The 19034-nt window shown below is 73.5% G+C and carries 18 protein-coding genes; 14 read left to right on the plus strand and 4 right to left on the minus strand.

Going from position 1 to position 19034, the window contains the following annotated elements; genetic code table 11:
* Positions 1-44: 44 nt before the first annotated feature.
* The gene (locus tag ACK8OX_RS16355) at positions 45-1031 is read right to left on the minus strand and encodes a Bug family tripartite tricarboxylate transporter substrate binding protein (RefSeq protein WP_430665287.1); all 987 of its coding nucleotides are present in this window, start codon (positions 1029-1031) and stop codon (positions 45-47) included.
* 212 nt (positions 1032-1243) lie between these two features.
* Between ACK8OX_RS16355 and ACK8OX_RS16360 the strand changes: the two genes are divergently transcribed.
* From ACK8OX_RS16360 to ACK8OX_RS16395, 8 genes are all read left to right on the plus strand, one after another.
* Complete coding sequence (locus ACK8OX_RS16360; protein WP_430665288.1) at positions 1244-2137, plus strand: LysR family transcriptional regulator; 894 nt, start codon at positions 1244-1246, stop codon at positions 2135-2137.
* A 93-nt stretch (positions 2138-2230) separates the two neighbouring features.
* Positions 2231-3346, plus strand: coding sequence for an LLM class flavin-dependent oxidoreductase (locus ACK8OX_RS16365; protein WP_430665289.1), 1116 nt, complete (start codon positions 2231-2233; stop codon positions 3344-3346).
* A gap of 20 nt (positions 3347-3366) precedes the next feature.
* The gene (locus ACK8OX_RS16370) at positions 3367-4341 is read left to right on the plus strand and encodes a Bug family tripartite tricarboxylate transporter substrate binding protein (RefSeq protein WP_430665290.1); all 975 of its coding nucleotides are present in this window, start codon (positions 3367-3369) and stop codon (positions 4339-4341) included.
* Positions 4342-4343: 2 nt separating this feature from the next.
* Positions 4344-6440 (plus strand): acetate--CoA ligase family protein, encoded by a 2097-nt coding sequence (locus ACK8OX_RS16375; RefSeq protein WP_430665291.1) that lies wholly within the window; start codon positions 4344-4346, stop codon positions 6438-6440.
* Positions 6441-6443: 3 nt separating this feature from the next.
* A complete protein-coding gene (locus tag ACK8OX_RS16380) occupies positions 6444-7595 on the plus strand; it encodes a thiolase family protein (RefSeq protein WP_430665292.1) in 1152 nt (383 codons plus the stop codon).
* A 5-nt stretch (positions 7596-7600) separates the two neighbouring features.
* Positions 7601-8008 (plus strand): Zn-ribbon domain-containing OB-fold protein, encoded by a 408-nt coding sequence (locus ACK8OX_RS16385; protein WP_430665293.1) that lies wholly within the window; start codon positions 7601-7603, stop codon positions 8006-8008.
* 3 nt (positions 8009-8011) lie between these two features.
* A complete protein-coding gene (locus tag ACK8OX_RS16390; RefSeq protein ID WP_430665294.1) occupies positions 8012-9133 on the plus strand; it encodes a nitronate monooxygenase in 1122 nt (373 codons plus the stop codon).
* Positions 9130-9894: a crotonase/enoyl-CoA hydratase family protein gene (locus ACK8OX_RS16395; RefSeq protein WP_430665295.1), complete on the plus strand. Its 765-nt coding sequence runs from the start codon at positions 9130-9132 to the stop codon at positions 9892-9894. The genes ACK8OX_RS16390 and ACK8OX_RS16395 overlap by 4 nt, the downstream gene beginning before the upstream one ends.
* 12 nt (positions 9895-9906) lie before the next feature.
* Here ACK8OX_RS16395 and coaBC read toward each other — a convergent pair whose 3' ends face one another.
* From coaBC to ACK8OX_RS16410, 3 genes are read right to left on the minus strand one after another with little or no spacing between them, the layout of a single operon-like run.
* Positions 9907-11103: a bifunctional phosphopantothenoylcysteine decarboxylase/phosphopantothenate--cysteine ligase CoaBC gene (coaBC, locus tag ACK8OX_RS16400; protein ID WP_430665296.1), complete on the minus strand. Its 1197-nt coding sequence runs from the start codon at positions 11101-11103 to the stop codon at positions 9907-9909.
* Positions 11104-11116: 13 nt separating this feature from the next.
* Positions 11117-11569 (minus strand): PaaI family thioesterase, encoded by a 453-nt coding sequence (locus ACK8OX_RS16405; protein WP_430665297.1) that lies wholly within the window; start codon positions 11567-11569, stop codon positions 11117-11119.
* On the minus strand, positions 11566-12303 hold the full coding sequence (locus ACK8OX_RS16410) for a class I SAM-dependent methyltransferase (RefSeq protein ID WP_430665298.1): 738 nt from the start codon (positions 12301-12303) through the stop codon (positions 11566-11568). The genes ACK8OX_RS16405 and ACK8OX_RS16410 overlap by 4 nt, the downstream gene beginning before the upstream one ends.
* Positions 12304-12361: 58 nt before the next feature.
* On the opposite strand from ACK8OX_RS16410, the gene mutM reads away from it, so the two are divergent.
* The 6 genes from mutM to ACK8OX_RS16440 all read left to right on the plus strand — a co-directional run.
* Positions 12362-13261, plus strand: coding sequence for a bifunctional DNA-formamidopyrimidine glycosylase/DNA-(apurinic or apyrimidinic site) lyase (gene mutM / locus ACK8OX_RS16415; RefSeq protein WP_430665299.1), 900 nt, complete (start codon positions 12362-12364; stop codon positions 13259-13261).
* Positions 13262-13317: 56 nt separating this feature from the next.
* Positions 13318-14094, plus strand: a complete 777-nt coding sequence (locus tag ACK8OX_RS16420) for an enoyl-CoA hydratase (protein ID WP_430665300.1) — start codon at positions 13318-13320, stop codon at positions 14092-14094.
* A gap of 122 nt (positions 14095-14216) precedes the next feature.
* Positions 14217-14495 carry a 30S ribosomal protein S20 gene (rpsT, locus tag ACK8OX_RS16425; RefSeq protein ID WP_430665301.1) on the plus strand — a complete coding sequence of 93 codons (279 nt, stop codon included), beginning with the start codon at positions 14217-14219 and terminating at the stop codon, positions 14493-14495.
* A 351-nt stretch (positions 14496-14846) separates the two neighbouring features.
* Positions 14847-16361, plus strand: coding sequence for a chromosomal replication initiator protein DnaA (dnaA, locus tag ACK8OX_RS16430; RefSeq protein WP_430665302.1), 1515 nt, complete (start codon positions 14847-14849; stop codon positions 16359-16361).
* 5 nt (positions 16362-16366) lie between these two features.
* A complete protein-coding gene (gene dut / locus ACK8OX_RS16435) occupies positions 16367-16825 on the plus strand; it encodes a dUTP diphosphatase (RefSeq protein WP_430665303.1) in 459 nt (152 codons plus the stop codon).
* A gap of 151 nt (positions 16826-16976) precedes the next feature.
* Positions 16977-19034, plus strand: a 2058-nt coding sequence (locus ACK8OX_RS16440; RefSeq protein ID WP_430665304.1) for a beta strand repeat-containing protein, incomplete at its 3' end; no start/stop codon positions are given.

Raw genomic sequence — 19034 nt, forward strand, 5'->3', positions numbered from 1 at the left:
CCTTCGCACCCGCGAAGGCGGGTCGCAAGGGGGCGTGGCCCGCTTCAGTCCAGCCGCACCTCGATGCGGTCGGTCACCGTCTTCCACCGCGCCAGGTCGGCACGGATGACCGCGGCCAGCGCCCCGGGCGGGCCGGGGGCGGGCAGGAAGCCGCGCTCCGCCAGGCCGCGGGCTGTGGCGGGTTCCGCCAGCACGCGGTTCAGGTCGGCATTGATGCGGGCGACCAGTGGCGCGGGGGTGCCGGCCGGCGCCATCAGCGCGTACCAGAGATCGACCTCGTAGCCCGGATAGCCGCTCTCGGCCACGGTCGGCACGTCCGGCAGGCCCGCGTAGCGCTGCGCGCCGAGCACGGCGATGACACGCAGCCGCCCGTCCCGCACGAAGCCCTCGATGGAGTTGTAGGGGTTGAAGGACATGTCCACCTCGCTCGAGACGAGCGCGGTCACCGCGGGGCCGGAGCCGCGATAGGGCACATGGGCCAGGCGGGTGCCGGCCATGATGTTGAACAATTCCCCCGCCATGTGGGGCGCGGTGGCGCTGCCGGCGCTGCCGTGGTTCAGCCGGCCGGGGTCGGCGCGGTCCAGCGCCACCAGCTCCGCGATGCTGCGCACCGGCAGGCCGGCGCGCACCGCCAGCACCAGCGGCGAGGTCGCGATCATGCCGACCGGGGCGAGGTCGTTCGGCAGGTCGAAGCCGCTGTTGCGCTGGACGTGGTGCAGGATGGTCTGGGAATTCGGCATCAGCAGCAGCGTGTGCCCATCCGCCGGCGCGCGCGCGACGGCGATGGCGCCCAGCGTGCCGGACCCGCCGCTGCGGTTCTCCACCACCATGCCGGTGCCGCGCCAGCCCTCGGCGAAGCGGGGCGCCACCAGGCGGGCGAGGATGTCCGTCCCCCCGCCCGGCGCGAAGCCGGAGACCAGGCGGACGCTGCGGCTGGGGAAGTCCTGCCCCTGTGCCGCCGCCTGCCGCAGCCCCGCGGGGGTGGCGAGCAGCCCGGCCCCCATCGCCTTCAGGAATTCGGACCGTCGCATCCTGTCGCTCCCCGCCGCGTCTGGCCTTGCGCGGCCATGGTCGCGGGGCGGAGCATTCCACACCTGCCGGACAGTGGGAAGACGCATCGGTAGCTTCCCCATCCCGTCGGTTCGGTCCGGCCGCCAACTCGACCCCCATCCTGGCAACGGCTAGACAGACCCGCCGGCCCCGCCCCGCCCCGGCCGGGCGCCGCAAGGGGGGCAGGGCAGCGATGGACCGTCTCTGGGCGATGGAGGTCTTCGTGAAGGTGGTGGAGGCGGGCAGCCTCTCCCGCGCGGCGGCGCGGCTCGACCTCGCGAACGCATCGGTCACCACCTGCATCCGCAACCTCGAGGCGCATCTCGGCGTCACGCTGCTGCGGCGGAACACCCGCCATGTCGCGCCGACGGACGAAGGGCTGCGCTACTACGCCCAGTGCCGCGACATCCTCGCCCAGGTGGAGACGGCGGAAGCCGGCATGGCGGCGGGCGGGGAACGCCTGTCGGGCACGCTGCGCGTCGAGGTGCCGATCGCGCTCGGCCACCTCATCATCGGGCCGGCGCTGGCGGATTTCGCCGCGCGGCACCCCGACCTGCAGGTGGTGGTCAGCCTGACCAACAGCGTGGATGACCTGATCCGCGGGGGCGTGGATGTCGCGATCCGCATCGACCGGGTGGAGGATGAGGGGCTGGTCGCGCGGCGCATCTACGAGGCGCGGCACGTGCTCTGCGCCGCGCCGGACTTCCTCGCGCGGCACGGCGCGCCCGACCATCCCGGTGCGATCGACCCGAAGCACTGCCTGGGCTTCGCGGCCAGCCTCGCCGCCCCGCTCCGCCCCTGGCAGTTCCGCCGCGGGGAGGAGGCGGTGGAAATCGCGCCGCGCGGCAACCTCGCCTTCAACAGCAGCGACGCGCTGCTGCGCACCGCCGCCCGCGGCGCGGGCTTCGTCTACGTGCTCGACGTGCTGGCGCATAGCCACCTGGCGGAGGGGAAGCTCGTCGCGCTCCTGCCGGGGTGGGAGACGGCACCGCAGTCCTTCCTCGCCGTCTATCCGGCCTTCCGCTTCATCCCGCCGCGCGTGCGCGCCTTCGTGCAGTTCCTGACGGCCGCGATGCGGGGCGGCTGACGCGGCCGGCTTGCCGGGGGCCGCAGCGGATGTAATACTGGCGGGTAAGTCAATATGACGGCCAGTAGGAACACTGGCCGGAAGGGAGGCGCCATGCGGCTCGGCTTCTTCACCATGCCGATGCACCCGATCGGCAAGGACTGGCAGCAGTCCCTCGCCGAGGACCGGGAGGCCTTCATCCTCGCCGACGAGCTCGGCTTCGCCGAGGCCTATTGCGGCGAGCACACGACCGACCCGGAGGAGAACATCACCTCCTCCGCCATGTTCATCGCGACGCTGGCCGGCGTCACGAAGCGCATCCGCCTCGGCACCGGCACCGTCAACATGCCGAACCACCACCCCGTCCACACCGCGGCGCAGCTGGCGATGCTGGACCACATCCTCGGCGGGCGGCTGAACTTCGGCATCAGCCCCGGCGCCCTTCCGTCGGATGCCGAGGCGCTGGGCAACATGGACATGGACCGCCCGGCCATGTTCCTCGAAGCCATCAACACCGTGCTGGCCATCTGGGCGGGCAGCCCGCCCTATGACATCGAGGGCAGGTACTGGTCCGTCTCCACCCGCCGCACCTGGCTGGAGGAGACGGGGATCGGCACCATCCCGAAGCCGCTCCAGACGCCGCATCCGCCCATCGTGGTCACCGCCGTCGCGCCCTTCTCCAAGGGCATCGCGGAAGCGGCGGCGCGCGGGTGGGACCCGATCTCGGCCAATTTCCTGATGCCGGTCTGGGTGAAGACGCATTGGCAGAAATACGTGGAGGGCTGCGAACGCGCCGGCCGCGCGCCCGATGCCGCCAACTGGCGCGTCGCGAAGACGATCTGCGTGGCCGAGGACGACGCGACCGCGCGGCGCTACGCCACCGACCCGGACAGCCCGTACCGCTACTACTACAACTCGCTGTTCAAGAAGCTGAAGCGCCGCGGCGCGCTCGGCGTCTTCAAGACCGACCCGAAGATGGCCGATGACGAGGTGACGCTCGACATGGTGTGCGAGAAGCTGGTGATCCACGGCTCCCCGCGCCGCGTCGCGGACCAGGTCCTGGAACTGCGCGAGACGATCGGGGATTTCGGCACGCTGCTCTATGCCGGGATGGACTGGCAGGACCGCGACCTCGCGCGGCGGTCGATGATCCTGCTGGCCGAGAAGGTGCGGCCGCTGGTCGAGGCCGGGGCGCCGCGCGGCGCCGCGCTGGCCAGCGCGGCCGAATGACGGCGGGGGGAAGGGAAGACATGGACATGCATCGCCGCAGGCTGCTCGCCGGCGCCGCCGGCCTCCTCGCCGCGCCGGTCGCGCGCCCCGCCCTGGCGCAGGGCCGCGGCGGGCCGATCCGCCTCGTCGTCGGCTTCCCGCCGGGCGGCTCCGGCGATCTCTTCGCGCGCTTCCTGGCCGAGCCGCTGCGCGAGGAGCTGGGCCGCCCGGTGATCGTGGAGAACCGGCCCGGCGCGGCCGGGGTGACGGCGGTGGAATACTTCCTCCGCCAGCCCGCCGACGGCAGCACGCTGATGATGCACACGGGGTCGAGCGCGGTGTCCGGCCCCATCACCCGGCGCAACCCGCCCTACGACCCGACGCGGGACTTCGCCTGGGTGGCGCTGCTGTCCTACGCCCCCTTCGCGGTGGCGCTGAACCCGCGCGTGCCGGCGCAGGGCCTGGCGGAGCTGGTCGCGCTCGCGAAGCGGCCGGACAGCCGCCTCGCCTACAGCAGCGCCGGCATCGGCACGACCGTCCACCTGGCCGGGGAGGCGCTGAAGGAGGCGGCGGGGATCGAGATGCAGCACGTCCCCTATCCCGGCAGCGGCCCCGCCATCACCGACACGATCAACGGCACCGTCGCCGCCAACATCGAGACCTACGGCACGCTGCTGCAGCACCACCGCGCGGGCACGCTGCGCATCGTCGCCACCATGGACCCGGACCGCACGCCGATCGCGCCCGAGATCCCGACCGCGAAGGAACAGGGCTTCGACGTGACGGCCGGGACCTACAACCTCCTCGCCGCACCCGTCGGCACGCCGGCCGAGGTGATGCAGCAGGTCTCGGCCGCCGTCGGGCGGGTGATGGCGCGGCCGGCGCAGAAGGCGCAGCTCGAAACGCTCGGCATCACCGGCATCGCGGAGTCCACGCCGGACCAGGCGCGGCAGTTCGTGGCCGACGAGGTCGCGAAGTGGACCCCGCTGGTCCGCCGCCTCGGCCTCGCGCTCTAGCCATGTCGGCAGACGCCGCGGCCGCGCTGCTGCGGCCGCGTTCCATCGCGGTGCTCGGGGCCTCCGACCGGTCGCGCTGGTCGCAGGCGGTCTTCGCCAACCTGGAGGCGGGGGGCTTCGCCGGCGCGCTGCATGCCGTGAACCCGCGCGGCGGCACCGCCCATGGCCGCGCCGCCGCGACCAGCGCGGCCGCCATCGGGGCGCCGGTCGATCTCGGCGTCCTCCTGGTCCCCGGCCATGCCACCGCGGATGCGCTGCGCGACCTGGCGGCGGCGGGCGGGCGGCACGCGGCCATCCTCACCTCCGGCTTCGCCGAGACGGGGGAGGCCGGGGCGCAGGCGCAGCGGGACCTGGTGGCGCTCGCGCGCTCCCTCGGCATCCGGCTGCTCGGGCCGAACAGCCTCGGCTTCATCAACTTCGTGGACGGCGCCCAGGTCTGGACCACGCCGGTGCGCCGCCCGTCCCGGCCCGAGGGCGTGGCCATCCTGTCCCAGTCCGGCGCGACGGCGCATTTCCTGGCGCAGCTCGCCGCGCGGCAGGATGTCGGCCTCGCCCATGTCGTCGCCACGGGGAACGAGGCCGATCTCGACCTCGCCGCCTTCGCCCGCGCGCTGCTGGCGGACCCCGCGGTGCGCTCCCTCGCGCTGTTCGTCGAGACGGTGCGCGACGCGGCGGGCTTCGTCGCGCTGGCCGAGGCGGCGATGGCGGCGCGCAAGCCGGTGGCGGTGCTGAAGGTCGGCGCGTCGGAGGTGGCGGCGAAGGCCGCGCTGGCGCATACCGGCGCGCTGGTCGGCGACGACCGCATCTTCGACGGCACCTGCCGGCAATACGGCGTCATCCGCACCCGCTCGATCGAGGAGCTGCTGGCCACCGCCGAGGTCGCGGGCCGCTGCGGCGTGCTGCGGGCGGGCGGGCTCGGCATCGTGTCCAACTCCGGCGGCATCTGCGAGATCGCGGCCGATACCGCAGCCGCGCGCGGCATCGCGGTGCCGGAGCTGACGGCGGGGGCGGCGGCGGCGCTGCGCGGGACCATCCCGGACTTCGCCACCCCGCACAACCCGCTCGACCTCACCGGCGCGATCACGCCGGAACAGTGCGGCCGGGTGGTGGAGATCGTCGCCGCCGAGCCGGCGATGGCCGCGATGCTCTGCCCCTACTACGAGGCGCCGATCGGGGAGGAGGATGTCAGCGACAGGCTGACCGCCCTGCACGCCGCGCTGGCGGCGAAGCTGAACGCCGCGCCGGTTCCGGGCTTCGTCGTCAGCTACACCGCGACGCACCAGACCGCGCTGTCAAGGCGGGTCGTGGCGGAACTGTCCCTGCCCTACCTCGCCTGCGGGCTGGACCGCGCGCTTGCCGCCCTCGGCCACGCCATGGCCTGGTCGGCGCGGATGCGCGACGGCGCGGCGCCCCCCGCCGCGCCGCCCCCGCCCATCGCCGCGCGCCCGCGTTCCGAACATGCGGCGCTGCGCTGCCTGGAAGCGGCGGGCGTGCCGGTGGTGCCCTTCGCGCTCGCCCGCGACGCGGAGGAGGCGGTGGAGGCCGCATCCCGCCTCGGCGGGCGCGTCGCGGTGAAGGTCGCCTCGCCCGACATCGCGCACAAGACCGACATCGGCGGCGTGGTGCTGGGGGTGGAGGGCGAGGCGGTGCGCGACGCCTTCCGCCGCGTCACCGAAGCCGCCGCCCGCCACGCGCCGGGCGCCACCGTGGAAGGCGCCATCGTCGCCGCGATGCGCCCGCGGGGGATCGAGCTGCTGGTCGGCATCTCGCGCGATGCGCAATGGGGCCCCGTGCTGGCGCTCGGCCTGGGCGGGGTCTGGGTGGAGGCGATGGGGGACGTGGCGCTGCGGCTGCTGCCCGTGGACGCGGCGGAGGTGCGGCGCGCGCTGGCCGGGCTGCGCGGGGCGAAGCTGCTGGCGGGCGGCCGCGGCCTGCCGGCGGCGGACCCGGACGCGGTGGCGGAGGCGGTGGCGCGGATCGGCCAGGCGGCGCTTGCGCTCGGCCCGGATCTCGCCACGCTCGAGGTGAACCCGCTCTGGGTGCATGGAAGCCGGGTGGAGGCGCTCGACGCGCTCTGCCTCTGGCGGGAGGAAGGCTGAGAGATGTCACTGCGCGACAGGGTCGCCGTCACCGGGATCGGGGAGACGCAGTACCAGCGCGGCGCCGCCCGCAGCTCCACCGCGCTGCAGCTGGAAGCCGCGCTCGGCGCCATCGCCGATGCGGGGCTGGCGCCGCGGCAGATCGACGGCATCATCCCCATCGGCATCACCGGCGCGCCGGCCGAGGAACTGGCGACCAATCTCGGCATCGGGGAGCTGCGCTATTCCGCGCTGACCCCGATGGGGGGCGCGAGCTCCATCGCCGCCATCCAGACCGCGGCGGCGGCGATCTCCGCCGGGCTCTGCGAGCATGTGCTGATCGCGGCGGGGCGCAACGTCAGCAGCGGCGCGAAGGCGGGCCAGCGCATCCACCAGATGCCGCAGTTCCACCTCGTCACCGAGTTCGAGCTGCCGCTCGGCGCCATCGCGCCGGCGCAGCTCTACGCGCCGATGGCGCGGCGCCACATGGAGCTGTTCGGCACCACCTCCGCCCAGCTCGGCGAGATCGCGGTGGCCTGCCGCGCGCATGCCCTGCTCAACGACAACGCCATCATGCGGAAGCCCATCACGCTGGCCGACCACCAGGCCAGCCGGATGATCGCCGACCCCTTCCGCCTGCTGGACTGCAGCCTGGAAAGCGACGGCGGCGCCGCCTTCGTCATCAGCGGCGCCGAGGCGGCGCGGGACATGCGCCAGCCCCGCGTCCTGGTCTCCGGCGTGGCGGAAGGCCATCCGGACAGCCCGAGCGCGATCACCCAGCGCCCGGACATGACGCGGCTCGGCCTCGCCAAGGCGGCGCCCCGCGCCTTCGCCATGGCGGGGATGACGCCCGCCGACATCCAGGTGGCGGAGGTCTACGACTGCTTCACCTGGGTCGTGCTCTGCCAGCTGGAGGACATGGGCTTCTGCGCCAAGGGCGAGGGCGGCGCCTTCGTGGGGGAGGGCCGCATCCGGCTCGGCGGGCGGCTGCCGGTGAACACGCATGGCGGGCTGCTGAGCCAGGCGCACATGCTCGGCCTGAACCATGTGGTGGAGCTGGTGCGCCAGCTGCGCCGCCAGGCCGGGCGACGCCAGGTCGAGGGCGTGGAGGTCGGGCTGGCCACCGGCTATGGCGACCTCGGCGACGGCGCCATCACCATCATGCGGCGGGGGTGACCACCATGAGCGAGACGAAGCCGGCCCCGCATCCCTCCGCGCTGACGCAGCCCTACTGGGACGGCGCGGCGCGGGGCGTGCTCCGCATCCAGCATTGCGGCGCCTGCGGCAAGCCGCGGCACTATCCGCGCCACATCTGCGACGCCTGCCATTCCTTTGAGGTGGAGTGGAAGGACAGCGGCGGCCGCGGCACCGTGCACAGCTGGACGGTGGCGCACCACCCCTTCCATCCCGGCTTCAAGGACGACCTGCCCTACACGCTGGTGGTGGTGGACCTGGCGGAGGGCGTCCGCGCGCTCGGCCGCTTCAGCGAGGTGACGGGCGCGGGGCTGCGGATCGGCCTGCCCGTGCGGCTGTCCTTCTTCGAAGGCGGCGGCGGCTTCGCCCTGCCGACCTTCGCGCCGGAGGGCTGAGCGATGCAGACAGGGATCGCCCGGCGGCTCGGCTGCGAGGTGCCGATCTTCGCCTTCTCCCACTGCCGCGACGTGGTGGTGGAGGTGACGAAGGCCGGCGGCTTCGGCGTGCTCGGCGCCTCCACCTTCGCGCCCGAGCACCTGGAGCAGGAGCTGCGCTGGATCGACGCGCATGTCGGCGGCAAGCCGTACGGCGTCGACATCATCATCCCCGCCGCCTACGACCGCGAGGCCGAGGCGATGGCGGCGCCGGAGACGCTGATCCCCGCGCAGCACCGCGGCTTCATGGAGCGGCTGCTGGCCGCCGAGGGCGTGCCCGAGCTGCCGGAGGACGAACGCGCGCGGGTGCGCCGCGAGATCGTCGCCGGCCGCGGCGCGATGACGCCGGACGGCGCGCGCCGGCTGCTCGACGTCACGCTGCGCCACCCGCAGGTGACGCTGGTGGTCAGCGCGCTCGGCGCGCCGCCGCCCGACGTGGTGGCGCGGCTGAAGGAGCGCGGCATCATGGTCGGCGCGCTCTGCGGCAAGGCGTCGCACGCCATCCGCCAGAAGGCGGCGGGGGTGGAGATGATCGTCGCGCAGGGCACGGAAGCGGGCGGCCACACCGGCGACATCGCGACGATGGTGCTGGTGCCGCAGGTGGTGGAGGCCTGCCCGGACATCCCCGTCCTCGCCGCCGGCGGCATCAGCCGCGGCAGCCAGGTCGCCGCCGCGCTGGCGCTGGGCGCGGAAGGCGTCTGGACCGGCACCATCTGGCTCGGCACCCGCGAAAGCGAGCTGACCCCCTTCGAGAAGGACGCCGTCTTCGCCGCCCGCGCCGAGGATGCGGTGCGCCGCCGGGCGCGCACCGGCAAGACCGTGCGGATGATCCGCAGCAAGCTGTCGGAGGCCTGGGAACAGCCCGGCGCGCCGCCCTACCTGCCGACGCCGCTGCAGGGCATCCTCTACAACGAGATGCATGCCCGCGTGGTGCGCGCGGGGCGGCGCGACCTCTATTCCTTCCCTGTCGGCCAGTCGGTGGCGAGCGTGAACGAGGAGACCTCCGTGCGGGAGGTGATGCTGCGGCTGCAGACCGAATACCTCGCCGCGATGGACCGCATGACGCGGCTGGCGGGGGCGGAATGACCGACGAGGTCCTGGTCCGCGACGAGGACGGCATCCGCATCATCACGATCAACCGGCCGGACCAACGCAACGCGGTCAACCGCGCCGTGTCCTACGGCGTCTGCGCGGCGGTGGACGGGCTCGACGCGCGCGGGGACCTGCATGTCGGCATCCTGACCGGCGCGGGCGGCACCTTCTGCGCGGGGATGGACCTGAAGGCCTTCCTGCGCGGCGAGGTCACGCGCGTGGAGGGCCGCGGCATCCTCGGCATCGCGATCACGCCGCCGCGCAAGCCGCTGATCGCGGCGGTGGAAGGCTATGCGCTGGCCGGCGGGTTCGAGGCGGTGCTGGCCTGCGACCTGCTGGTGGCGGCGCGGGACGCGAAGTTCGGCCTGCCGGAGGTGAAGCGCGGGCTGGCCGCCGCGGCGGGCGGGCTGATGCGCCTTCCCCGCCTGATCCCCGCGCGCATCGCGATGGAGATCGCGCTGACCGGCGACATGGTGGGCGCCGAACGGCTCGACCGCCACGGCCTGGTGAACGAGTTGGTGGAGCCGGGCCAGGCGCTCGACGCCGCGATCCGCCTGGCGCGCCGCATCGTCGCCAACGCGCCGCTGTCCATCGCGGCGAGCAAGCGCGTGATGGTGGAAAGCCGGGACTGGCCGGTGGCCGAGATGTTCGACCGGCAGAAGCCGATCACCGACCCGATCCTGGCGTCGGAGGACGCGAAGGAAGGCGCGGCCGCCTTCGCCCAGAAGCGCCCCGCCCGCTGGCAGGGGCGCTGACCCGCCCGGGGCTCAGGCCGGGTCCGCCAGCGCCTCCGCGATGCGGTGGGCGAGGCGGCGGGCGACCTCCTCCTTCGGCAGGCGGGGCCAGTCCTCCACCCCCGCCGCGGTGACGAGGTGCACGGCGTTCTCCGCGCCGCCCATCACGTCGCCCGAGACGTCGTTCGCCACGATCCAGTCGCAGCCCTTGCGGAGCCGCTTCGCCGCCGCGTGCTCCACCACCCGCTCCGTCTCGGCCGCGAAGCCGACCACCAGGCGCGGGCGCTGCCGGGGATGGGCCGCGACGGTGGCCAGGATGTCGGGGTTGAGCGCAAGCCGGATCTCCGGCGGCGGGGCGCCGGGTTCCTTCTTGATCTTCTGCGCGGGCGCGGCCTCGGGCCGGAAATCCGCCACCGCGGCGGCGAAGACCGCGGCATCGGCCGGCAGCGCCGCTTCCACCGCGGCCAGCATCTGCCGCGCGCTCTCGACCCGCGCCACCGTCACGCCCGGCGGGTCGGGCTGCGCGACCGGGCCGCTGACCAGCGTGACCCGCGCGCCGAGCGCGGCGAGCGCGGCGGCGATGGCGTGGCCCTGCCTGCCGCTGCTGCGGTTGGCGATGTAGCGCACCGGGTCGATCGCTTCCTGCGTCGGCCCGCTGGTGACGACGACGTGCCGCCCGGCGAGCGGCCCGGCGGCGAGCGCCGCCTCGATCGCGGCGAGGATGGCGGCAGGCTCCGCCAGGCGGCCGACGCCGCTTTCCGGCTCCGCCATCGCGCCTTCCGCAGGGCCGACGAAGCCAGTGCCGCGGGCGCGAAGCAGCGCCGCGTTGGCCACCGTCGCGGGATTCGCCCACATGGCCGGGTTCATCGCCGGCGCCACCAGCACCGGTGCGCGCGTGGCCAGCAGCACGGTCGATGCAAGGTCGTCCGCCAGCCCCTGCGCCATGCGCGCAAGCAGGCTGGCGCTGGCCGGCGCCGCCACCACCAGGTCGGGCCAGCGGGCCAGGCGGATATGGCCGATCTCGGCCTCGGCCGCCCAGAGGTCGTCATGCACGCGCTGGCCGGAGATGCCGGCCAGCGCCTCCTTCGTGACGAAGCGGGCGCCGCCGCCGGTGAGAATGGGCGTTACCTCCGCCCCCGCCTTCCGCAGCAGGCGCGTGAGGTCCAGCGCCTTGTAGGCGGCGACGCTGCCGGAGACGATCAGCAGGATGCGGCGGCCGGTAAGGGTCATGACGGGGCCGACCCTAACGCGCCCCGTGCCCGGCCGCCATCGGGCGGTCCTCCGGCCGGGCCGCCATCATGGTGGCCAGCATGGTCGCGGCCAGCATCTCGGTGCCCGCGGCGTCGCGCATGGCGACATCGGCGCGGCAGAAGCTCAGCGTCCGGCCGGGCTTCAGCACCTCGCCGCGCGCAATCGCCGCCACGCCCGCGCCGGGGCGCAGGAAGCTCACCTTGAACTCGACGCTCAGCACCTCCCCGCCTTCGGGCAGCAGGGACATGGCGGCGAAGCCGCAGGCATTGTCGGCCAGCGTGGTCAGCACGCCGGCATGGACCATGCCGTGATGCTGGGTCAGGTCGTCGCGCGCGTCGCATTCGATGGTGCAGCGCCCGGGCGAAAGCGCCACGAGCCGCGCGCCGAGGTTCCGCATGAAGCCCTGCCGCGCGAAGGCGTCCCGCACGCGGTCGAGCCGGCTCACAGCCTCCAGCCGGTGTGGATCGCGACGATGCCGCCCGACAGGTTGCGGTATGCCACGCGCTCCAGCCCGGCCCCGCGCATCATCCCCGCCAGCATCTCCTGGTCGGGGAAGCGGCGGATGCTCTCGGCGAGGTATTCGTAGCTCTCGCGGTCTTTCGCCACGCGGGCGCCGATCTCGGGCAGGACGCGGAAGGACCAGGCATCGTAGACCGGCGCGAGGGGCGCGAGTTCCACCTTGGAGAATTCGAGGCAGTGGAATCGCCCGCCCGGCCGCAGCACGCGCCGCGCCTCCCGCAGGACCGCGTCCTTGTCGGTGCAGTTGCGCAGGCCGAAGGCGATGGACACCTTCTCCACGCTGCGGTCGGGCAGCGGGATGCGCTCGGCATCCACCACGGCGAAGTCGATGCCCCCCACGATGCCGCGGTCCAGCGCACGCCTGCGCGCCACCTCCAGCATGGCGGGGTTCACGTCGGTCAGGATCGCGCGGCCCGCGCCGCGCGCCAGCGCGCCGAAGGCGATGTCCCCGGTCCCGCCGGCGAGGTCGAGCAGCGTCTCCCGCTTCGAGGCGCCGATGGCAGCGATGAAGATGCGCTTCCAGATCCGGTGGATGCCGAGCGACATGAGGTCGTTCATCAGGTCGTAGCGCGGCGCCACGCTTTCGAAGACCTGTCGGACCAGGGTGGCCTTCTGGTCGCGGGGGACCTCGCGGAAGCCGAAATCGGTGGTGTCGGTCATGCGCGCCAACTTGGCGCGGCGGCGCAGCCGGGGCAAGGAAGGGAGAGGGGAGATCCGCATGCCCGAACTGCCCGAGGTCGAAACCGTCATGCGCGGCCTGCGGGCCGTGCTGGAAGGCCGCCGCATCCTCCGCGCCGAGACCACGCGCCCCGACCTGCGCTGGCCCTTCCCCGAAGGCCTGGCGCGCCGCCTGACGGGCGCGACCGTCACCAGCTTCCGCCGGCGCGGCAAATACATGCTCGCGCGGCTCGATACGGGCGAGAGCCTGCTGATCCATCTCGGCATGTCCGGGCGCATGGTGGCGCGGCCCGTCGCGGGTCCGCCGGTGCCCTGGATGGGACCGACGGGCCGCTTCTCCGACGCGCGCGGCCACAACCAGCCCCCCGGGGCGCATGAGCACCTGATCCTGGAGACGGAGGACGGCAGCCGGATCGGCTTCGTCGACCCCCGCCGCTTCGGCTGCATCGACCTCGTGCCGACCGCGGCGGAGGACGCGCACCGGCTGCTGGCCGGGCTGGGCCCGGAACCGCTGGAGGCGGGGTTCACGCCGGCCGTGCTGTCGGCGGCGCTGGCCGGCAAGGCCACACCCATCAAGGCGGCGCTGCTGGACCAGGGCGTGGTCGCGGGGCTCGGCAACATCTACGTCGCGGAGGCCCTGTTCCGCGCCGGCATCTCGCCCCGGCGGCTGGCGGGCACCGTGCCGGGCGCGCGCGCGGCGCGGCTGGTGCCGGCGATCCGGGCGGTGCTGGAGGAGGCGATCGGCGCGGGCGGGTCGAGCCTGCGGGACTATGTCCGCGCGGATGGCGAGCTTGGCCGCTTCCAGGACCGCTTCGCCGTCTATGACCGGGAAGGTCACCCCTGCCCCGCCTGCCCCGGGCCGGCGGGCGGCTGCGCCGGCGTGCGGCGGGTGGTGCAGGCGGGCCGCAGCACCTTCTGGTGCCCGCGGACGCAGCGTTGACACCCGGCGCGAAGCGCGCGACCGCTTGCCCCGACGCGAGAGGGGAAGGCCGCCGCATGTCCTACGAGATGATCCTGGTGGAGACCCGGGGCCGGGTCGGCATCGTCACGCTGAACCGGCCGCAGGCGCTGAACGCGCTCTGCGACCAGCTGATGGAGGAGCTGGGCACCGCCCTGCGCGCCTTCGATGCGGACCCCGGCATCGGCGCCATCGTGCTGACCGGCAGCCAGAAGGCTTTTGCCGCCGGCGCCGACATCAAGGAGATGAAGGACCGCGCCTATCCGGCCGTGTATTTCGACGACTTCATCGGCAAGCGGTGGGAAGCGGTGCTGACCATCCAGACCCCGGTGATCGCCGCGGTGGCGGGCTTCGCGCTGGGCGGCGGCTGCGAGCTGGCGATGATGTGCGACCTGATCCTGGCCGCCGACACCGCGAAGTTCGGCCAGCCCGAGATCAACCTCGGCATCATCCCCGGCGCGGGCGGCTCTCAGCGGCTGACGCGCGCCGTCGGCAAGTCCAAGGCGATGGAGATGATCCTGACCGGCCGGATGATGGATGCGCAGGAGGCGGAGCGGTCCAACCTGGTCTGCCGCGTGGTGCCGGCGGCCGAGCTGCTGGCCGAGGCGGTGAAGATGGGCGAGAAGATCGCAAGCCTGTCCGCGCCGTCCGTCGCCATGGCGAAGGAGGCGGTGAACGCCGCCTACGAGATGACGCTGCGCGAAGGCGTCCGCTTCGAGCGGCGGCTGTTCCTCAGCCTCTTCTCGACCGAGGACCAGAAGGAAGGCATGTCCGCCTTCGCCGAGAAGCGGAAGCCCGCCTTCCGGCACCGCTGAGGCCGGCCCGCGCAGGCGCGCATTGACTCGGCGGGGGTGCCGGGGATAGAAACCGCGCCTTCGCCGGCGGGGGCAGCCCCGTCGGATCCTGAAACATTCACGACTGGTCAGACACCGCACCCATGGCGAACACGGCCTCCGCGCGCAAGCGCATCCGCCAGACCGAGAAGCGCACCGAGCGCAACCGCGCGCGCAAGTCCCGCGTGCGCACCTTCCTGCGCAAGGTCGAGCTGGCGATCGCCGGCGGCGACAAGGGCGCGGCGACGGAAGCCCTGCGCGCCGCGCAGCCGGAACTGCAGCGCGCCGCGGGCAAGGGCGTGTTCCACGCCAACACGGTCGCCCGCAAGCTGTCGCGCCTTTCGGCGCGCGTGAAGGCGCTGGGCGTCTCCGCCCAGGCCTGACGCCGGGCCGCGGCGGCCCCGGTGCGCTGGCGCGCCGGGGTGCCGCCATCCGACTTCACCTGCATCGAGCCGGACAGGATCGTCACGATCGGCGCCGCCGAAAGTGATGAACGTCCCTTTGCCAAGTAAATCACGGCAGCCTGACTTGCCGTTGATTTGTGCTGTGCGGACCGGAACCTTGTCGGGGCGAAGTTATCGTTTGCGCCGTCCGGCGGCAGCGGGGTAACTTCATTCGGCACGGTGCATCCCCCCGGAAACCGCACCGTTCAGCCCTGGCGCGGGTCCTCCGCATTCGGCAGGCCGATCAACGACATGCCCGCAAGGGCCGGACGAGGGTGGCAGGTGCGTCTCATGGAGAATGCGGTCGGTCCGTCGTCTCCTTCCCCACCCGGCCAGCTGGCCGAGGTGTGGGCGCGGATCCGCGGCCGCCTGCGCGACGAGGTGGGCGAGGTCGAGTACCGCACCTGGCTGCGCCAGATGACCCTGGCCGGCGCACAGGGCGAGGAAGTGGTCATCCTGCTGCCCACGCGCTTCCTGCGCGACTGGGTGCGCGGCCATTACGGCGACCGCCTGCGCGTGCTGTGGCAGGGCGAGGTGCCGGCCATCCGCCGCATCGAATTCCGCGTCATCCCCGAAGCCCGCACCGCCGAGAGGGCCGCGGGCAAGGCGGACCAGCCCGCCCCCGACCAGGACGAGGCGGAGCCCCGCCCCGCCGCGCCCGCCCGCGCGCGCCCGGCGGCCGAGGCGGAGGAGGCCGGCCTGGCCGAGCCGCTCGGCCGCGCCGTCGCCCCGCGCATGGCGGAGCCGAAGGCGGCGGGCGATGCGCGCAACGACTGGTCCGCGCCGCTCGACCCGCGCTTCACCTTCGACACCTTCGTGGTCGGCAAGCCGAACGAATTCGCCCATGCCTGCGCACGGCGCGTGGCGGAGAAGCCGGCCAGCCCCGGCTTCAACCCGCTGTTCATGTATGGCGGCGTCGGGCTCGGCAAGACGCACCTGATGCACGCCATCGCCTGGGCCATCCGGGACCTGGACGGGCCCCGCCCGATGACGGTGGCCTACATGAGCGCCGAGAAGTTCATGTACCGCTTCATCGCCGCGCTCCGCAGCCAGTCCACTATGGAGTTCAAGGAAAGCCTGCGCAGCGTGGACGTGCTGCTGATCGACGACCTGCAGTTCCTGATCGGCAAGGACAACACGCAGGAGGAGTTCTTCCACACCTTCAACGCGCTGGTCGATGCCGGGAAGCAGATCGTCGTCTCCTCCGACAAGCCGCCCTCCGACCTCGCGGGGATCGAGGACCGGCTGCGCACCCGGCTGGGCTGCGGCATGGTGGCCGACCTGCACGCCACGACCTACGAGCTCCGCATCTCCGTCCTGCAGGCCAAGGCGCGGCAGCAGGCGGTGCCGGTGCCGCCGAAGGTGATGGAATTCCTCGCCCACAAGATCACCTCCAACGTGCGGGAACTGGAAGGCGCGCTGAACCGGCTGATCGCGCATGCCAACCTGTTCGGCCGCCCGGTGACGCTGGAAGGCGCGCAGGAGGTGCTGCACGACATCCTCCGCGCCCATGACCGCCGCGTCACGATCGAGGAGATCCAGAAGCGCGTGGCGGAACACTACAACATCCGCCTGACCGACATGTCCTCCCCCCGCCGGGCGCGCAACGTCGCGCGGCCGCGGCAGGTGGCGATGTATCTCGCGAAGCAGCTCACCAGCCGGTCCCTGCCCGAGATCGGGCGGCGCTTCGGCGGGCGCGACCACACCACCGTGATGCACGCCGTCAGCCGCATCGCGGAGCTGATGCAGCAGGACAGCGCCTTCGCCGAGGATGTCGAACTGCTGCGCCGGATGCTCGAGACCTGACACCGGTGCCCCCCGACCCGGTCGAGCTCCTGGTCACCCGGCTGCCGCATGGCGAAGGCCTGCCCCTGCCCGCCTATGCCACCGACGGCGCGGCGGGGATGGACCTGCTGGCGGCGGTGGATGCGCCGCTGGTGGTGCCGCCCGGCGGCCGCGCGCTGGTGCCGACCGGGCTCCGCATCGCGCTGCCGGCGGGCCACGAGATGCAGCTGCGCCCCCGGTCCGGCCTGGCGCTGCGCCACGGCCTGACCCTGCCCAACAGCCCCGGCACGATCGACGAGGACTACCGGGGCGAGCTGCAGGTGATCGTGCTGAATGCCGGCACCGAGCCCTTCACGGTGGAGCGCGGCATGCGCATCGCGCAGGCCGTGGTCGCGCCCGTCACGCGCGCCGCCTGGCGCGAGGTGGACGCCCTGCCCGAAAGCGGGCGCGGCGCGGGCGGCTTCGGCTCCACCGGCACGCGCTGACGCGCGGCCCCGGGGCGGCACGGATGGCGGCGCGCCAACCGCGGAACGATTAACACGCGGTTGGTATTTGCGGCGGAGGCTTCACGCATCGTGAACCCCATGACGGCCGGCAAGACGCCGCCGCCCGCGCCACGGCGCACCGGAGCCCGCATTGCCCGCCACCCTCGTCCTCGGCAACTCGCCGGTCACGCTCTCGATCGACGAGTTCACCTCCATCACCTCCGGCTCCGGGGCTGATTCCGTCACCGTCACCGCCGCCGTCACGGCCGCGACCGTCAATCTCGGCGCCGGGGCGGACAGCCTGGTGCTGGCCGACGGCGCCAACGAGGTCACCGTCTCGGGCGCGGAGACCGTGCTCGGCGGCACCGGCGACGACGCCATCACCTATTCCGCCCGCATGGTCGGCGGCGTGGTCGAACTCGGCGCGGGCGCGGATGCGCTGACACTGGCGAACGGCAACAACATCCTGACCGTCGGCGGGGCGGAGACGATCACCGGCGGGACGGATTTCGACTTCATCACCCTGACCACCACCGCCACCGGCATGACCATCGACCTCGGCGGCGGGACGGACCGGCTGGTCCTTGCCAACGTCGCCAACACGCTGACGCTCGGCGCCGATGTCGAGCAGGTGCTGGGCGGCACGGCGGCCGACGCGCTCACCTTCTCCGCCGCGGTCAGCGGCGCCACCGTCAACCTCGGCGCGGATGCGGACAGCCTGACGCTGGCCGATGGCGGCAACACCATCACGGTCTCCGGCGCCGAGACGGTCACCGGCGGCACGGGCGACGATGTCGTCACGCTCGGCCTCGCGCAGCCCGCCGGCGCCATCGACCTCGGCGACGGCGCTGACAGCCTGGCGCTGGCCAATGGCGGCAACACGCTCGCCGTTTCCAACGTGGAGACGGTGACGGGCGGTCTCGGGGCGGATGTGGTCACCTTCGGCGCCGCCGTCACCGGCGCGCTGGTCAATCTCGGCGCGGGCCGGGACACGCTGGTCCTGTCGGGCGCCGGGGCCAATTCGCTGACCGCCACGAATGTCGAGGCGATCACCGGCGGCGCGGCGGATGACGACGTGATCCTGGGCGCGGCCATCGTCGGGGCGGTCGTCAGCCTCGGCGCGGGCGACGACGCGCTGACGCTGGCGGGCGGCGCCAACGGCGTGACGGTCGGCGGGGCGGAGACGATCACCGGCGGCGGCGGGGCGGACACCGTGACGCTGTCCACCACCGCGACGGGCGCGACCATCGCGCTCGGCGCCGGGTCGGACGTGCTGGTGCTGGCGAATGTCGCCAACACACTGTCGATCGGCGCGGATGCCGAGACGATCATCGGCGGCACGGCGGCGGACGCCGTCACCCTCACCGCCGCCGTCACCGGCGCCGTGGTCGACCTCGGCCTCGAGGCGGACAGCCTGACGCTGGCCGATGGCGGCAACACGCTGACCGTCTCCGGCGCGGAGACGGTGACCGGCGGCACCGGGGCGGATCTCGTCACCCTCGGCATCGGCCAGCTCGGCGTGCAGGTCGACCTCGGCGACGGGACGGATGCGCTGACGCTCGCCAATGGCCGCAACCGCGTCACGGTGCTGAACGTGGAGACGGTGACGGGCAACGCGCAGGCGGATGCGGTCACCTTCGGCACGGCGGTCACCGGCGGGGTGGTCAATCTCGGCGCCGGCGCCGACGCGCTCGCCCTGTCCGGCGCGGGGGCGAACAGCGTCACCGTGACGGCGGTCGAGACGATCACCGGCGGGGCTGCGGACGACGAGGTGACGCTCGGCGCCACCATCGCGGGCGGAGTGGTCAATCTCGGCCTGGGCGACGACGTGCTGGTGCTGGCGAACGGCGCCAACACGCTGACGGTCGGCGGGGCGGAGACGATCACCGGCGGCGGCGGGGCGGATATCGTGACGCTGTCCACCACCGCGACGGGTGCGACCATCGCGCTCGGCGCCGGGTCGGACGTGCTGACGCTCGCGGCCGTCGCCAACACCCTGTCGATCGGCGCGGATGCCGAGACGATCATCGGCGGCGCGGCGGCGGACGCCGTCACCCTCACCGCCGCCGCCACGGGCATTCGCATCGACCTCGGTGCCGGTGCGGACAGTCTGGTGCTGGCGGATGGCGGCAACACGCTGACGGTGGCGGGGATAGAGACGGTCACCGGCGGGACGGGGGCGGACCTGCTGACGCTCGCGGCCGGCCAA

The sequence above is a fragment of the Falsiroseomonas sp. CW058 genome (genome assembly GCF_050563535.1).
In the GTDB taxonomy this organism is placed as follows: Bacteria; Pseudomonadota; Alphaproteobacteria; order Acetobacterales; family Acetobacteraceae; genus Falsiroseomonas.

Bases quoted from the DNA above. Each gene is read 5' to 3' on its own strand.
- ACK8OX_RS16355 (WP_430665287.1), bottom strand. From the start codon at position 1,031: ATGCGACGGTCCGAATTCCTGAAGGCGATGGGGGCCGGGCTGCTCGCC.
- rpsT (WP_430665301.1), top strand. From the start codon at position 14,217: ATGGCGAACACGGCCTCCGCGCGCAAGCGCATCCGCCAGACCGAGAAG.
- ACK8OX_RS16395 (WP_430665295.1), top strand. From the start codon at position 9,130: ATGACCGACGAGGTCCTGGTCCGCGACGAGGACGGCATCCGCATCATC.
- ACK8OX_RS16380 (WP_430665292.1), top strand. From the start codon at position 6,444: ATGTCACTGCGCGACAGGGTCGCCGTCACCGGGATCGGGGAGACGCAG.
- ACK8OX_RS16360 (WP_430665288.1), top strand. From the start codon at position 1,244: ATGGACCGTCTCTGGGCGATGGAGGTCTTCGTGAAGGTGGTGGAGGCG.
- dnaA (WP_430665302.1), top strand. From the start codon at position 14,847: ATGGAGAATGCGGTCGGTCCGTCGTCTCCTTCCCCACCCGGCCAGCTG.
- ACK8OX_RS16420 (WP_430665300.1), top strand. From the start codon at position 13,318: ATGTCCTACGAGATGATCCTGGTGGAGACCCGGGGCCGGGTCGGCATC.
- ACK8OX_RS16370 (WP_430665290.1), top strand. From the start codon at position 3,367: ATGGACATGCATCGCCGCAGGCTGCTCGCCGGCGCCGCCGGCCTCCTC.
- ACK8OX_RS16365 (WP_430665289.1), top strand. From the start codon at position 2,231: ATGCGGCTCGGCTTCTTCACCATGCCGATGCACCCGATCGGCAAGGAC.
- mutM (WP_430665299.1), top strand. From the start codon at position 12,362: ATGCCCGAACTGCCCGAGGTCGAAACCGTCATGCGCGGCCTGCGGGCC.
- ACK8OX_RS16410 (WP_430665298.1), bottom strand. From the start codon at position 12,303: ATGACCGACACCACCGATTTCGGCTTCCGCGAGGTCCCCCGCGACCAG.
- ACK8OX_RS16385 (WP_430665293.1), top strand. From the start codon at position 7,601: ATGAGCGAGACGAAGCCGGCCCCGCATCCCTCCGCGCTGACGCAGCCC.
- ACK8OX_RS16390 (WP_430665294.1), top strand. From the start codon at position 8,012: ATGCAGACAGGGATCGCCCGGCGGCTCGGCTGCGAGGTGCCGATCTTC.
- ACK8OX_RS16375 (WP_430665291.1), top strand. From the start codon at position 4,344: ATGTCGGCAGACGCCGCGGCCGCGCTGCTGCGGCCGCGTTCCATCGCG.
- coaBC (WP_430665296.1), bottom strand. From the start codon at position 11,103: ATGACCCTTACCGGCCGCCGCATCCTGCTGATCGTCTCCGGCAGCGTC.